Consider the following 14,474-nt stretch of genomic DNA (forward strand, 5'->3'; position numbering starts at 1 on the left):
TCCTAGATTGCCGATCCGCCGAGGAAGGTGTCGATCACCATCCTTTGCTGCTTGCGGCCATCGGGATCGGTTTCGGTCTTGAAGCGGCAGAAATTCTCCGCCCAGGACGATGTTCGTGCTCGGACGGGTGGATTGTTACTCGCCATGATATCGAGCACCACTTGCGCCACCTCGCCCGGGGTCTGGTAGAGCCCCTCGTATTCCGGTCCCGAACGATCGCTGAGATAGCGCTTCAGGATCGGAGCATAAGCGTCATCCAGCATTCCTCCGGACTTGGCGATATGCTCCCTCACATTGGCGGCAAACTCGCTGCTAATTCCGGCCGGCTCGATGGCGGTGAAATGAAGGCCGAAGGCAGGTCCGGCGTAGCTGGCGAGGCCTTCGATGTAGCCCTCAACGGCGAATTTCGAGCCGCAGTAGATCTCGTTGAAGGGTTGGCCGACGAGACCGCCGATCGAAGTGATCGCGACCACATGCCCTGCCCCTGCTGCACGCATATGCGGGAGAACTGCTTTGGTGCAGCGCACGACCCCGTGAAAGTTCGTATCCATCACCCATTGGACGTCCGATTCCTCCGCCTGCTCGGTCGAGCGCACAAAGCCGACACCCGCATTGCACACCAGCGTGTCGATCCTGCCCTCCCGCTCGATAATCTCACTTACCGCAGCATCGATCGAAGCCTGGTCGCAAACGTCGAGTTCCAGCAATTCGACGCTTGTCCCTGCGGCCTCGGCCATCTTGTCGAGCTCGCCTCGCTTCGAGAGGTTTCGCATCGACGCATAGCTCTTCCAACCAGCCTTGGCCGCGGCAACGGCAATGCTGGCGCCAAGGCCGGTGGAACACCCCGTAGTCAGTACGATCTTCGACATGGTGTTTCTCCTCTAGACGTTCACGCTACGCCATTCTCCCGGCTTCAATCCGTCGACGCTCCAGTCCCCGATGCGCCAACGGATGAGACGCAGGGTTGGCAGGCCCACGGCGGCGGTCATACGGCGGACCTGGCGGTTCCGGCCCTCGGTGATCTCCAGCGCGATCCAGCTGTCAGGCACGCTCTTGCGAAAACGGACGGGCGGATCGCGGTCCCAGACCGCGGGTGGATCGATCCGCTTGGCTCGTGCGGGCCGGGTCATTCCGTCCTTGAGCTCCACGCCGCGGGCCAGTTTCTCCAACGCCTCGTCCCCCGCATCGCCCTCAACCTGCACGAGGTAGGTCTTGGCCATCTTGTAGCGCGGTTCGGCAATGCGCGATTGGAGCCGTCCGTCATCGGTCAGCAGCAACAAGCCCTCGCTATCCTTGTCGAGCCTGCCCGCAGGATAGACGCCCGGCACATCGACCAGATGCGCCAGCGTGTCCTCCACGCCATCCTTGCCCCCAGTGAACTGCGAGAGCACGCCATAGGGCTTGTTGAGCAGGATCAGCCGGCTCACGCCTCTAGCTTGTAGTCGGCGAACCGGTCGCGCAGGTCCTTCTTGCTGATCTTGCCGGTGGCGGTGTGCGGGATGTCGTCGACGAATTCGACCGCATCGGGCAGCCACCACTTGGCGACCTTGTCGGAGAGGAAATTCGTCACTTCTTCCGCGCTGACATCCTGACCTTCCTTCTTTACGACGAAGAGGACCGGTCGCTCGTCCCATTTCGGGTGGAACATGCCGATACACGCTGCCTCCGCGACGGCAGGATGCCCCACTGCGGCATTTTCCAGCTCAACCGAGGAAATCCACTCGCCGCCGGACTTGATTACGTCCTTGGTGCGGTCGGTTAGCTGCAGCGTGCCATCGGGGTGCAACATGCCCACATCGCCGGTGTCGAACCAGCCATCCTGCGTCGTGGCGTCCGCTTCGGCCTTGAAATAGCGCCTTACGACCCACGGCCCGCGGATTTGAAGCGCGCCGGAAGTCTCGCCATCGCGCGGGAGGACCTTGGTGTTGTCGTCGAGATCGACCGTGCGGAGTTCCACGCCGAAGATCGGGCGGCCCTGCTTCATGGTCTTGGCGACTTTTTCGTCGAAGCTGAGCTGGTCCCAGTCGTGCGTAGGGCCACCGACGGTGCCGATGGGCGAAGTCTCGGTCATGCCCCATGCGTGCTGAACGCGGGTGCCGTTCTTCATTAGCCGCTCGATCATGAACCTGGGCGCTGCAGATCCACCGATGGTAGCGGCCTTGAGCGGCGGAAGGTCGATCCCTTCCGCGTCGCAATACTGGAAGTGCGCGAGCCAGACGGTCGGCACTCCGGCACTGTCGGTCACGCCTTCCTTGATCATCATCTCGTGCAGCACCGCAGGATCGTTGACCTGGCTGAAGACGAATTTGATGCCTGCCATCGCGCCCGCATAGGGAAGACCCCAGCTGGCAGCGTGGAACATCGGCACGACGGGCAGCATCACGCTCGCCGAACTGAAGTTGAAAGCGGCGGGCTGGAGGCCGGCGACGGCATGCATCACCGTGCTGCGATGCTCGTATTGCACGCCCTTGGGATTACCCGTGGTACCGCTGGTGTAGCAGATCATGCAAGGATCGCGCTCGCTACCCTCGACCCATTCGAAATCGCCATCTTCTGCGGCGATCCAGTCCTCGAAAGCGGCCGTATGCTCGCCGCTGTCGAAGCAGATGTAATGTTCGACGTTGGGCCAGCGATCGCGCATTTTGTCTATAATGGGCTGGAACATCGCGTCATAGATCACCACGCGGTCGTCGGCGTGGTTGACGATATATTCCAGCTGGTCCTCGAACAGGCGCGGGTTCACCGTGTGGAGCACGCCGCCCATACCCGCGACACCGTACCAGCTCACCAGGTGGCGCGAATGGTTCATGGCAATGCTGGCGACCTTGTCGCCTGGCTTGAGCCCGAGCTTCTGCAGTGCCTGCGCCATCTTTAGAGCATCCCGGCGGATGCCGGCCCAGGTGGTCCGGGTTTCGCTTCCATCCGCCCAACGGGTAACGATTTCGCGATCGGGTGCCTCACGTGCCGCGTGGTCGATCACATGCGTCACGCGCATGGTCCAGTCCTGCATCGCTCCGAGCATTCGTGCCTCTCTCCTTGTGTCCCACCCCTCTCCCGGGGCGCTCAATCAAGAGACGAGGCGTAAGTGCGAGCCGCCGCGCCGCTTGTCGAGTTGCACCTTGGCAAGGCCCGGCACGCTTGCCAAGCGTTCTGCGAGTTCGCCATCGAGGTTGAAATTGCGGCCGAGGCGCATGACCGGCTCCTCGTCTCCGCCTAGCCGTAGCGTCGCGAGTACTTCATCCTTGCCGGACATGGCGGCGGCCAGTTCGCGATGAATTTCGGCAACCGCCGCTTCGTCGAGGATATCGAGAGTAAGGATCATCGGCGTAGACCCTTTCACTTCCCTCAGCGGCGTGCCGCCGCGCACTGTGATGCGAGGCGGTTCGTCGGGGCTCGGGGAATCGAGTTCCACCTGCAGCAAGACGCAGGTCTGGTCCTCTGCCCACTTCTGGAAGCGCTCGACCATGCCTTCCTCGAAACAGGCGGCGCTGAACTGGCCAGTCGCATCGGAGAAATCGGCACGGATGAAGGGCTTGCCACGGCGCGTCGTGCCCTTGTTTACCTTCTCTACCATGGCAGCCATCACCGCATTCGAGCGACCATCTGCGGGTGCGCCGCCTGCCATCAGCGAGGCGTAGTTGCGCGCGCCATTGGCGGACGCGATGTCCTTCCAAGCGGCGACCGGATGAGCGGAGAAGTAGAAGCCGAAGTTCTCGCGCTCGCGCGCCATGCGTTCGGCCCGCGGCCAGTCCTCGACTTCACGTAGCCGCAGCGTTTCGCCGGGTGCATCATCGCCGCCAAACATGCTGGCCTGTCCGCTCGTGCGCTCGCGGTCGGCCGCATCGGCGACTGCCAGCAGCATGTCGACGTTTTCGAAGACCTTGGCGCGGTTGGGTTCGAGCGCATCCAGTCCGCCAGCACAGGCCAAAGCCTCTAGCTGGCGCGAATTCATTGAACCCTTTGGAATGCGTTCGAACAAGTCTTGCAGACTATCGAACCGGCCCGACACTTCGCGTTCGGTGACGATCGCTTCCATCGCCTTTTCGCCAACATTGCGAATGCCTGCGAGCGCATAGCGCACGGCGTAGCCATCGTCAGTTTGTTCAACCGTAAATTCGGCTTCGGACCTGTTGATGCAGGGCGGCTCGACGGCGATGCCCTGCCGCCGCGCGTCGTCTACGAAAATCGTCAGCTTTTCCGACTGGTGCATGTCGAAGCACATCGAGGCAGCGAAGAATTCTTCCGGATAATGCGCCTTCAGCCACGCGGTCTGATATGCGAGCAAGGCATAAGCTGCTGCGTGCGATTTGTTGAAGCCGTAGCCTGCGAACTTGTCAATCAAGTCGAACAACTCGTTCGCCTTGGCCTTCTCGATGCCGCTGACTTCCTTGCACCCGGCGACAAAGCGTTCGCGCTGCGCATCCATCTCGGCTTGGACCTTCTTGCCCATTGCGCGGCGCAACAAATCTGCATCGCCGAGCGAGTATCCGGCAAGGATCTGCGCGGCCTGCATGACCTGTTCCTGGTAGACGAAGATGCCGTAGGTTTCGGACAAGATGCCTTCGAGCTTCTCGTGCGGGTATTCGATCGGCACCTCGCCCGCCTTGCGCTTGCCGAAAAGCGGGATGTTGTCCATCGGGCCCGGACGATAGAGCGAGACGAGCGCGATGATGTCGCCGAAGTTTGTCGGCTTCACCGCGGTCAGCGTTCGGCGCATGCCCTCCGATTCCAGCTGGAAGACGCCGACGGTATTACCCGCCTTCATCAGCTCGTAGACAGCCGGGTCGTCGAGTTCGAGCTGCGACAAATCGATGGTGATGTCGCGCTTCTTGAGCAAGTCGGTCGCCTTCTTGAGGACCGACAGCGTCTTCAATCCGAGAAAGTCGAATTTAACGAGCCCGCTGCTCTCGACATTCTTCATGTCGTACTGCGTCACCGGCATGTCCGAGCGCGGATCGCGATAGAGCGGGACAAGTTTAGCCAGCGGACGGTCGCCAATCACCACGCCGGCCGCGTGGGTCGAGCTGTTGCGTGGGAAGCCCTCCAGCTGCATGGCGAGGTCGATCAGGCGTTTGACCTCGTTGTCGTTATCGTACTCCGCCTTGAAATCCGCCGCGCCATTCAGAGCACGCGGCAGTGTCCACGGGTCGGTCGGATGGTTCGGGACCATCTTGCAGATGCGGTCGACATGACCGTAGCTCATCTGGAGAATGCGGCCCGTATCGCGCAGCACGGCGCGCGCCTTCAGCTTACCGAAGGTGATGATCTGGGCGACGTGATCGTGCCCGTACTTCTGCTGGACATAGCGGATGACCTCGCCACGGCGGGTTTCGCAGAAGTCGATGTCGAAGTCGGGCATCGACACACGTTCCGGGTTGAGGAAACGTTCGAACAGCAGGCCCAGCTGGATCGGATCGAGATCAGTAATCGTCAGCGCCCAGGCGACGAGGCTACCCGCACCCGAACCACGGCCCGGCCCCACGGGAATGTCGTGGTCCTTGGCCCATTTGATGAAGTCGGCAACGATCAGGAAGTAGCCGGGGAAGCCCATCTGGTTGATGATGCCGACCTCGTAATCGAGCCGGTCGACATAGACCCGGAGCTCCTCGTCGCTCATCTCCCCATAGGGCTCGAGCCGCTTGGCGAGGCCCTTGCGCGCGTCCTCCTCCAGCATCCGCGCCTCGCCCTCGAGGTCGCCTGCCAGGCTGGGAAGGATCGGATCACGATAGGGCGGCGCATAGGCGCAGCGCTGGGCAATCACCAACGAGTTGGCCGTGGCCTCGGGCAGGTCGTCGAAGGCCTCTTCCATCATGTGGGCGGTCTTGACGTAGCTTTCCGGGTTGGACTTGGGCCGCTCCTCCGCATCGATATGGGTCGAATTCGCGATGCACAGCATGGCGTCATGCGCCTTGTACATGTGCGGTTCGGCGAAATTGGCGGGGTTAGTCGCAACCAGCGGAAGATCGCGGGCGTAGGCGAGATCGATCAGTGCAGCTTCGGCAGCTTCCTCGACCGGATTGCCACGCCTTGCGAGTTCGATGTAGAGGCGGCCGGGGAAAAGTGCTTCCAGCTTGTCGAGCATGGCAGTGGCGTGGCTCATCTGACCTTCGGCGAGCAGCCGGGTCACCCCGCCCTCGCTCGCGCCGGTGAGCGCAATCAGTCCCTCAGTGCGCCCTTCGAAATCTTCCATCCGGATGTGCGGCTCGAATTCGAGCGGACGGTCGAGGTGTGCTTTCGAGACAAGATGGCAGAGATTGTCATAGCCCGCCTCGTCCTGAGCGTAGAGCGGGAGGTAGTCGACCGTCCTGCCCTCCTCATCTCGCGCCACGCCCAGCAACGTACCGGTAATCGGCTGGATGCCTTCCGCCTTGCAGGCATTGGCGAACATGACTGCGCCGTAAAGCCCGTTGCGGTCGGCCATCGCGATCGCCGGAAAGCCGCGCTCCTTCGCCAGTTTCGCCATTGCCTTGGGGTCGATCGCCCCTTCGAGCATCGAATAGGCGGACAGCACGCGCAAGGGTACGAAGGGCTTGTAAGGCATCCACTCTAGGTAGGATTTCGGGCGCCAATCTCAAAGCGCGCCAGACCAGTTATTCTCCACCGCTTGTGGAGAACATCAGTCCTCGGGCGGGGCCGCAATCTTCTTGCGAGTATCCCGGATCGTGGACCATGCACCATAGGCGATGAGCGCGGCGAGGAAGACCCACACCCAGACCGGGATATTTCGGCCCGCTATGGCGAGATAGATATAGGCCGAAACAAAGAAGAAGCCCGCCAGCATCGTCGGCAGCACGGTCGACTGCCCTGCCCTCGCCCGCTTTACGAGCCATGCGATCGAGGCAAGAAAGAATGGGATAGCCCCAACGTAAATCCCGCCAAAAATATAGGGGTTTACGCCGTACTCGGCGCCGAGGGAGAGAAACCACTGGTTGAAGTCAGCAAGCATGACCGGCCTTTCGTCGGCGGAAGGCACAAGGTTACAGCAGTTTTTCGATGTCCTTGGCGATCGTAGCAGGCGCGTCGGCAGGGCCATAGCGCTTCACGACATTGCCTTCGCGGTCGATCAGGAACTTGGTGAAGTTCCACTTGATCGATTTCGAACCCATCAGTCCGGGTGCTTCCGCCTTCATCCAGTCGAACAGCGGGCTGGCCTGATCGCCATTCACGTCGACTTTCTGCATCAGCGGGAAGGTGAGGCCGAAATTGACCTTGCAGAACTGTTCGATCTCGCTGGCGTCCCCCGGTTCCTGATTGCCGAACTGGTCGCAGGGAAACGCCATGACCTCGAAGCCCTGGTCCTTGTAGTCCTGGAACAGCTTTTCAAGCCCGTCATACTGCGGCGTGAAACCGCATTTGCTCGCCGTGTTCACGACCAGCAGCACCTTGCCGAGTTTCTCCTTGAGATCGAGCTCATCGCCCTTGTTGGTAGCAACGGTGAAATCGGCGATGGTCGTCATGAAAAGCTCATTCCTTGCGGCGGTAGATCAGGTCGAAGCTGTCGCTCCACGTCACACCGTGATCGGCACTGGCCTGACCATACTGGCGAACGCTGCCGTCCCCCTGCACCGAATAGGTCATGCGCACAAGCGATGGATTACCCTCCGCATCCTTGCCCCAATAGCCGGTGAGCACCATGTTCTCGCCAACAGGTCCGCCATCGAAGAAAACGCGGCCCGGTGCGCCGCCCACCCATAGTTGGTGCCAGCCTCCGGTCGCGGGATCATAGGCACTGAGACTGGAGCCGGTGCGGCCCTGTAGCGGCATCCACGTCTCACGGATTGCGCAGCCTGCGCTCACCTTCTCGATCCGACTTTCGGCAACCTTGGCCGGTTCTCCGGTGGCGGCGTTGGGATAAACGTCCCACTCCCCGACCCAGAAGTCGAAAGCCTCGTGATTGGGACCCTCGCAGCGCGGAGGAGCCGGAGGCGGGGTTGCCGGAGCCTCGGCAGCGGCCGTTTGTGCGACGAGCAAGGTAAGAAACGAGATCATGTGCAGTCCTCCCACTGTGCACTCTAGGAGTGAGCGAGCAGCGCGCCATCCTCACTCTGCGAACGTCGCATCGGGCGCTACGAACGGGGAAAATCTGCCCTTTGGGAGAGCTCTGCCACTTCATCGGCGTGGTACTCGCGGTCTCCCGCCTTCTCGATGTAGTAATTGGCCCGCTCGTCTTCGGACAATAGGATCATGTGCGTCACAAGTTCTGCGAAAGTACCGCTGCGCAGCCCCTTCGCCGCATCCAGGACTCCGTCTCCATCGCCAACGCGGTGGAGCGAAGCGCGGTCATCCCACTGGATGCCGGGACGGTGGGTCTCTTCGCCTTTGAAAGTGCTTGGGTGGTCGGTCATGCAATTTCTCCTTTGCAAGACCAACGGTTTGCGACCCGCCGGGGTCCCTATTCGAGAACACCCTCGTGAAGGCGAACCACGCGGTCCATGCGTGCGGCGAGGCGCTCGTTGTGCGTAGCGATCAGCGCAGCACTGCCCTCGCCCCTGACCAGCGAGAGGAACTGTTCCAGCACGCGGTCCGACGTGGCCTCGTCCAGATTACCGGTGGGCTCGTCGGCGAGGACGAGATCGGGCCGGTTTGCGAGGCCGCGTGCTACCGCGACACGCTGCTGTTCGCCGCCGGAAAGCTGGCTCGGGCGATGATCGAGCCGGTGCTCGAGACCCAAGGCGCTGAGAAGCTCTTCTGCCCGCACCACGGCCTCGCTCCGAGGCTTGCCAGCTACCAGCTGCGGCAAGACGACATTCTCACGTGCGTCGAAATCCGGCAGCAAGTGATGGAACTGGTATACGAAGCCGAGATGGTCGCGCCGCAGTGTCGTCCGTGCGTTGGCATCGCTCTTCTCTGCGGAATGACCGGCGATCACGATCTCGCCGCCGAAGCCGCCCTCCAGCAGGCCGACCGCCTGGAGTAGCGTCGATTTCCCGGAACCGGACGGGCCGAGAAGCGCCACGATTTCCCCGGGCATGACCGACAGATTTACGCCGCGCAGCACATCGATGCGCACCCCGCCCTGCTCGAAGCTGCGGGTGAGCCCGCGAAGCTCGACAACCGGATTACTCATAGCGCAGCACCTGCACCGGATCGGTACTCGCCGCCTTCAGCGCCGGATAGAGCGTGGCAAGGAAACTCAGGATCAGCGCAAGCCCTACGATCATGGCGATCTCGACCGGATCGGGCTTCGCAGGGATGGCGCTGAGGAACCGGACCTGCGGGTCCCACAGCTCGGCACCAGTGAGCCAGCCTATGAAGGCCACGATCTGCTCGCGGAAGCCGAGAACCAGCGCGCCCAGCACGAGGCCGGCAATGGTCCCGATCGCACCCACAGTGAAGCCGGTCGTCACGAATATCTTGGTCAGGCTGCGCCGGGTCGCACCCATCGTGCGCATGATCGCGATGTCGCGTGTCTTGGCGCGCACCAGCATCACGAGGCTGGAAAGAATGTTAAATGCGGCAACCAAGACCATGAAACTCAAGGCAAAGGCCATTGCCACGCGTTCAACCTGCAAGGCTTCGAACAGCGTGGCATTGATCGTCTTCCAGTCGCGAACGACAGCGCGCCCCTCCAGCGACCGCGTGACGTCAGACAGGATCTCGCCAACCTCGTCGGGATCGGTCACCTGCACTTCGATCATGCCGATCGCTTCCCCTGTCAGCAGCAATGTCTGCGCGTCGCGCATCGGCATGACCACGAACGCACCGTCGTAATCGTAAACGCCCACTTCGAAGATGGCTGCGATCTCGTACCCGACCTGGCGCGGGACGGTGCCGAAAGGCGTCGAGCGGCCCTGCGGATTGATGATCGTGATCGTATCGCCAACCCGCGCGCCGATATTCTCGGCAAGCCTGGCCCCGACCGCGACTTTGCCCGATCCGGGTTGGAGGGCGTCCATGTTCCCTGCGACAGCCTTCTCGCCGAGGCCGCGGATATCGTCCTGCGTGTTACCGCGCAGCAGGATTGCCTCCACCCGGCCGTTGAATGTGGTCAGCAGCGGCTGCTCGATCAGAGGCGAGGCCTCGACCACGCCGGGAGTCTGCTCGATTTCCTCAAGGACGCTTTCCCAGTTGTCGAGACGCCCACCATAGGCCTGCACGATCGCGTGGCCGTTGAGCCCCACTATCTTGTCGAGCAACTCGGCGCGAAAGCCGTTCATCACGCTCATCACGATGACCAGCATGGCAACCGACAGCATGACCACCGTGATCGAGATCCCGGCGACGAGCGCAATAAATGCCTCGCTCCTGCCCGGAAGCAGGTAGCGCTTGGCGATCGTCCATTCGAAAGGTGATAGCAGCAAGACGGCCCTTGGGTATGGTTGCCTGTTGGGTTGCGCGTTTAGGCAGAGAATTCTGGCGGCGCAATGAATGCAGGCAAAAACTCCCCCGCCGCGTGGCGGACAAGCCTTGTAATCACGCCGTAACATCGCCATTGGGGCCGCACCGGACGGCAGCGCGGACAGCACCCTGTGGACACCTCTTTTGGGAATTGCACCCACCCCTTCCTCGACGCGGATGGAGACAAGCTGCGCGAGGAATGCGGCGTTTTCGGCGCGATAAACGCAGCCGATGCGGCCGCTGCGACGGCCCTGGGACTCCACGCCCTCCAGCATCGTGGGCAGGAAGCCGCCGGCATCATCGCCTGGGACGGCGCCGAATTTCGCGCCCGCCGCGGTCTCGGCCACGTCGCCGAGAACTTCTCCTCGCAGGAAGCGATCGCCGAACTTCCGGGTCACATGGCCGCCGGTCATGTCCGCTATTCGACCACTGGCGGCGCAGGACTACGCAATGTGCAGCCGCTTTATGCGGACCTCGCAAGCGGCGGTTTCGCAGTCGCCCATAACGGCAATATCTCGAACGCGGGCAAGCTGCGCGCCGAATTGGTCGGACGCGGTGCCATCTTCCAGTCCACCTCCGACACCGAAGTCATCATCCACCTGGTGGCGACGAGCCGCTACCCCACGATAGTCGACCGACTGATCGACGCGTTACGCCTGCTCGAGGGTGCCTATGCGCTGATCGTGATGACGCCCGAAGGCATGATCGCCTGCCGCGACCCGCTCGGCATCCGCCCGCTGGTGATGGGCCGCATCGGTGATGCGACGCTCTTCGCCAGCGAAAGCGTCGCCTTCGATGTCGTCGGCGCGGAAATGGTCCGCGAAGTCGAGCCGGGCGAGCTGATCCGGGTCGATTTCAACGGCAATGTCGATTCGCTGCACCCCTTCGGCACTCACAAGCCGCGCCCCTGCATCTTCGAGCATGTCTATTTCAGCCGCCCCGACAGCTTTTTCGCCGGTCGCAGCGTCTACGAGGCGCGCAAGGCGATCGGCGCGGAGCTGGCAAAGGAATCCCTGGTCGAGGCCGATCTCGTGGTACCCGTGCCCGACAGCGGAGTTCCCGCAGCCATCGGATATGCCCAAGAAGCGGGCATCCCCTTCGAGCTCGGCATTATCCGCTCGCACTACGTCGGGCGCACCTTCATCCAGCCCTCCGACGGCGCGCGCCATGCAGGCGTCAAGCGCAAGCACAATGCCAACCGCAGTCTCGTCGCTGGAAAACGCATCGTCCTGATCGACGATTCCATCGTGCGCGGCACGACCTCGCTCCAGATCGTCGAGATGATGCGCGACGCTGGTGCCAAGGAAGTGCACTTCCGCGTCGCCAGCCCACCGACCGCACATAGCTGCTTCTACGGCGTCGACACGCCCGAACGCTCCAAGCTGCTGGCCGCGCGCATGGATCTCGAGCCGATGCGCGAATTCATCAAGGCTGATAGCCTCGCTTTCGTCTCGATCGACGGCCTCTATCGTGCTGTGGGCGAGAAGCCGAGGGTCAAGAGCTGCCCGCAATTCTGCGATGCTTGCTTTACGGGCGATTACCCCACGTCTTTGACCGATCTTGCCGCGCGCGAGGAAAAGCAGCGGCAACTCGCTCTGCCGGTGGACCAGGTAGCCTGACATGACCAAGCCGCTCGACGGAAAACTCGCGCTCGTGACAGGCGCCAGCAAGGGCATCGGGGCTTCGACTGCCATAGCATTGGCCGAAGCGGGAGCGCATGTGGTGCTGACCGGGCGCGACGTGCGCTCGCTCGAGGCCGTGGAAGACCGGATCCACGAAGCACGCGGCGCCTCGACCATTGCCCCTGTCGATCTGGCCGAAAGCGACGGCATTGCCCGTCTCGCCTCGGCGATCGCCGGTCGCTGGGACAAACTCGACATTCTGGTGATCTCGGCAGCGTACCTGCCAGCGCTGACCCCGGTCACGCAGATCGATGGCAAGCAATTCAGCCAGGCTGTCACCATCAACCTTCTTGCCACACAGGCGCTGCTCGCCAATTTCGATCCGCTGCTCAAGCGGGCCGATGCAGGTCGCGTTATCGGCCTGACCAGCAGCGTCGGCAAGGATGCGCGGGCCTACTGGTCCGCCTATGGCGCGACCAAAGCCGCCTTCGACAACCTGCTCGAATCCTATGCGCAGGAGGTCGAGAAGATCGGCAACGTACGCGTCGCAATCCTCGATCCGGGCGCAACCCGCACCGCGATGCGCGCCAAGGCCTATCCCGGCGAAGACCCGCAAACGGTCAAGCCGCCCGAGGATGTGGCGGCCAGGATCGTGGAGCTGGTGGTTAACGACTACCCGACCGGCCACCGAGAGCGCGTCGGCGAGTCGAATTAACCCTCCGGGGTCACGTCTTCTTAATCCTGTTGCGGCAGTGTCCGATAAATGCCGCGCGCGTGGTTGGCGTGCGGGACTCGGTACTCGGAACTCAGGGCAAGAGGTCTTTGCACATGAACTACCAGACGCAAGATCGCTACACGATGGTCGCACAGGAAGACCGGTGCGCACCACGTACGAAGATCACCATTCCCGGTCAGCTGCGCGCCAGCGGTGGCCGCGCCTTCCAGACAGTCGTCCACGACCTTTCGATCTCGGGCTTCTCGGCTGCTGCGATCAATCGCATGCATGAAGGCCAGATGTGCTGGCTGACGCTGCCGGGTCTCGAATCGCTCCAGGCGCAGGTCGTCTGGTGGGAAAACTGCATGGTCGGCTGCGCTTTCAACGAGCTGCTCTCGCCAATCGTGCATGACAACATCATCGCGCGTTACAGCGGCCAGGGCGCCTACCGCCCTTACTGATCCTAGCAAGACAGGCGACGACACCGACAGTCTTGGCGGCGGCCTGATGGGCCTGGCCTGAACCGTGTCCGGATGGCTCGTCGTCGGTGGCCGTGCGCTCTTGAGCCTCGGCCACCACTTGTTTGAGGCGCTCGCTATTCAGCGTTCAAGGCGATCTCGCGCACCAATCCCTGGAACTTTGCCCTGTTCTCCGAGCTTGTCGCCGTCGGCCAATTGCTGATCACGGCAACCACCAGGTTATGGCTCGGCACGATTGTGATTGCCTGGCCGAAGATGCCCTGCGCCCCGAAGGTTTCGCCGGGATAGGTCCACCACTGGTAGCCATAGCCATAGCCGGGCGCTCTTGGAGAAAAGTCCACCAGCGGAGCACCAGCCTCGGCAAACCAGTTCTCCGGCACGACACCTTCTCCGCCCTCGAGAACAAACTGGCCGAAACGCGCATAGTCGGAGAGGGTGATTGAAAGGCAGCATCCGCCGATGTTCCCGCCGGTCAGGTCCTGCATCCAGAACAGACCGCCCTCGAACCCGGCCGGAGCGACGATTTTCTCGGCCGAATAGGCAGCCAAGGATTTCCCGGTTGCCTCTTCCACGATCAGGCCGAGCAGATTTGTCTCGAGCGTCTTGTAGACCCACTTCTCTCCAGCCGGTGCCTCGCGTTCGAGCGTTCGGGCATAGGTTACCGCTTGGGATTCCCCGGCGACCGGAGTGACCGCAAGCATCTTTGCCACGTCGCTCTCGGGATCGGTGTAATCCTCGTTCCAGGCTACGCCCGAGGTCATCGCGGCGATCTGGCCCACAGTCACACCTTCATAGGCTGTCCCCGCAAGCGCAGGGATCACGTCCGTCACCGGCGTGTCGAGGCTTTCGATCTTCCCGTCCTCGATCGCCGCGCCGAGCAAGGTCGAGGTGAAGCTCTTTGCTACCGAGAAGCTGGTCCACCGGTCATCGCCCGTCATGCCGAGGGCATAGTCCTCGAAAACGACCTTCCCGTCCTTGAGGACCATAACACCCGCCGCCGAAGTCTCCTGCATGAATGTGCGAATCTTTGCCGAAGTATCCGCAGCGAGCGGAGCCCCCTCGCTCAGCTTGCGGGGAAGTGGGGCGGGTTCCACTTCGAGGCCGGGGAACATCGACTCCATGTCACGGAAAGCGGCGGAGCGGCGTTCATCGCTCCAGAACAGGATCGAGTCCGAAGGATCCATGCTCGCCATCTGTTCGGGCATGGACTGAGACACTGCGGGCGGATCAAGCGGAGGAGGCGGCGCGGAGGCAACGTCCTCGACAGTTGTGCAGCCGACAAGCGCTATCGCCAGTGTCGAAGCCAGAATCGCACGCATC

General features: G+C 62.3%; 14 protein-coding genes. 3 read left to right on the forward strand and 11 right to left on the reverse strand.

Annotated elements, in window-relative coordinates:
• Positions 1 to 2: 2 nt before the first annotated feature.
• From K3146_RS04730 to K3146_RS04775, 10 genes are all read right to left on the reverse strand, one after another.
• Positions 3 to 869 carry an SDR family oxidoreductase gene (locus K3146_RS04730; RefSeq protein WP_221545015.1) on the reverse strand — a complete coding sequence of 289 codons (867 nt, stop codon included), beginning with the start codon at positions 867 to 869 and terminating at the stop codon, positions 3 to 5.
• Positions 870 to 881: 12 nt separating this feature from the next.
• Complete coding sequence (locus K3146_RS04735) at positions 882 to 1,427, reverse strand: pseudouridine synthase (RefSeq protein WP_221545016.1); 546 nt, start codon at positions 1,425 to 1,427, stop codon at positions 882 to 884.
• Positions 1,424 to 3,022 carry a long-chain fatty acid--CoA ligase gene (locus K3146_RS04740; protein ID WP_221545017.1) on the reverse strand — a complete coding sequence of 533 codons (1,599 nt, stop codon included), beginning with the start codon at positions 3,020 to 3,022 and terminating at the stop codon, positions 1,424 to 1,426. Before K3146_RS04740 ends, K3146_RS04735 begins: the two co-directional genes overlap by 4 nt.
• A 45-nt stretch (positions 3,023 to 3,067) precedes the next feature.
• The gene (gene dnaE, locus K3146_RS04745; protein ID WP_221545018.1) at positions 3,068 to 6,541 is read right to left on the reverse strand and encodes a DNA polymerase III subunit alpha; all 3,474 of its coding nucleotides are present in this window, start codon (positions 6,539 to 6,541) and stop codon (positions 3,068 to 3,070) included.
• A 75-nt stretch (positions 6,542 to 6,616) separates the two neighbouring features.
• Entirely contained in the window at positions 6,617 to 6,946 is a 330-nt protein-coding gene (locus K3146_RS04750; RefSeq protein ID WP_221545019.1) for a hypothetical protein, read from the reverse strand.
• Positions 6,947 to 6,977: 31 nt separating this feature from the next.
• The gene (locus K3146_RS04755) at positions 6,978 to 7,457 is read right to left on the reverse strand and encodes a glutathione peroxidase (protein ID WP_221545020.1); all 480 of its coding nucleotides are present in this window, start codon (positions 7,455 to 7,457) and stop codon (positions 6,978 to 6,980) included.
• 7 nt (positions 7,458 to 7,464) lie between these two features.
• Positions 7,465 to 7,989, reverse strand: a complete 525-nt coding sequence (locus tag K3146_RS04760; RefSeq protein ID WP_221545021.1) for a hypothetical protein — start codon at positions 7,987 to 7,989, stop codon at positions 7,465 to 7,467.
• A gap of 77 nt (positions 7,990 to 8,066) precedes the next feature.
• Entirely contained in the window at positions 8,067 to 8,345 is a 279-nt protein-coding gene (locus K3146_RS04765; RefSeq protein WP_221545022.1) for a hypothetical protein, read from the reverse strand.
• Between the two features lie 47 nt (positions 8,346 to 8,392).
• Positions 8,393 to 9,067 carry an ABC transporter ATP-binding protein gene (locus K3146_RS04770; protein WP_221545023.1) on the reverse strand — a complete coding sequence of 225 codons (675 nt, stop codon included), beginning with the start codon at positions 9,065 to 9,067 and terminating at the stop codon, positions 8,393 to 8,395.
• A complete protein-coding gene (locus K3146_RS04775; protein WP_221545024.1) occupies positions 9,060 to 10,301 on the reverse strand; it encodes a lipoprotein-releasing ABC transporter permease subunit in 1,242 nt (413 codons plus the stop codon). The genes K3146_RS04770 and K3146_RS04775 overlap by 8 nt, the downstream gene beginning before the upstream one ends.
• A 168-nt stretch (positions 10,302 to 10,469) precedes the next feature.
• On the opposite strand from K3146_RS04775, the gene purF reads away from it, so the two are divergent.
• The 3 genes from purF to K3146_RS04790 all read left to right on the forward strand — a co-directional run bounded on the left by purF (position 10,470) and on the right by K3146_RS04790 (position 13,136).
• Positions 10,470 to 11,957 (forward strand): amidophosphoribosyltransferase, encoded by a 1,488-nt coding sequence (gene purF, locus K3146_RS04780; protein WP_221545025.1) that lies wholly within the window; start codon positions 10,470 to 10,472, stop codon positions 11,955 to 11,957.
• A 1-nt stretch (position 11,958) separates the two neighbouring features.
• Entirely contained in the window at positions 11,959 to 12,675 is a 717-nt protein-coding gene (locus K3146_RS04785) for an SDR family NAD(P)-dependent oxidoreductase (RefSeq protein ID WP_221545026.1), read from the forward strand.
• Positions 12,676 to 12,788: 113 nt separating this feature from the next.
• Positions 12,789 to 13,136 (forward strand): PilZ domain-containing protein, encoded by a 348-nt coding sequence (locus K3146_RS04790; RefSeq protein WP_221545027.1) that lies wholly within the window; start codon positions 12,789 to 12,791, stop codon positions 13,134 to 13,136.
• Between the two features lie 134 nt (positions 13,137 to 13,270).
• Here the strand turns inward: K3146_RS04790 and K3146_RS04795 are convergent, their stop codons facing one another.
• Complete coding sequence (locus K3146_RS04795; protein WP_221545227.1) at positions 13,271 to 14,473, reverse strand: serine hydrolase domain-containing protein; 1,203 nt, start codon at positions 14,471 to 14,473, stop codon at positions 13,271 to 13,273.
• Position 14,474: the final 1 nt, after the last annotated feature.

Origin of the sequence: Qipengyuania vesicularis (genome assembly GCF_019711415.1) — a bacterium.
Classification (GTDB): Bacteria; Pseudomonadota; Alphaproteobacteria; order Sphingomonadales; family Sphingomonadaceae; genus Qipengyuania; species Qipengyuania vesicularis.

Coding starts and splice junctions, on each gene's coding strand:
- K3146_RS04730 (WP_221545015.1), bottom strand. CDS start 869: ATGTCGAAGATCGTACTGACTACGGGGTGTTCCACCGGCCTTGGCGCC.
- K3146_RS04740 (WP_221545017.1), bottom strand. CDS start 3,022: ATGCTCGGAGCGATGCAGGACTGGACCATGCGCGTGACGCATGTGATC.
- dnaE (WP_221545018.1), bottom strand. CDS start 6,541: ATGCCTTACAAGCCCTTCGTACCCTTGCGCGTGCTGTCCGCCTATTCG.
- K3146_RS04750 (WP_221545019.1), bottom strand. CDS start 6,946: ATGCTTGCTGACTTCAACCAGTGGTTTCTCTCCCTCGGCGCCGAGTAC.
- K3146_RS04755 (WP_221545020.1), bottom strand. CDS start 7,457: ATGACGACCATCGCCGATTTCACCGTTGCTACCAACAAGGGCGATGAG.
- K3146_RS04760 (WP_221545021.1), bottom strand. CDS start 7,989: ATGATCTCGTTTCTTACCTTGCTCGTCGCACAAACGGCCGCTGCCGAG.
- K3146_RS04765 (WP_221545022.1), bottom strand. CDS start 8,345: ATGACCGACCACCCAAGCACTTTCAAAGGCGAAGAGACCCACCGTCCC.
- K3146_RS04770 (WP_221545023.1), bottom strand. CDS start 9,067: ATGAGTAATCCGGTTGTCGAGCTTCGCGGGCTCACCCGCAGCTTCGAG.
- K3146_RS04785 (WP_221545026.1), top strand. CDS start 11,959: ATGACCAAGCCGCTCGACGGAAAACTCGCGCTCGTGACAGGCGCCAGC.
- K3146_RS04790 (WP_221545027.1), top strand. CDS start 12,789: ATGAACTACCAGACGCAAGATCGCTACACGATGGTCGCACAGGAAGAC.
- K3146_RS04795 (WP_221545227.1), bottom strand. CDS start 14,473: ATGCGTGCGATTCTGGCTTCGACACTGGCGATAGCGCTTGTCGGCTGC.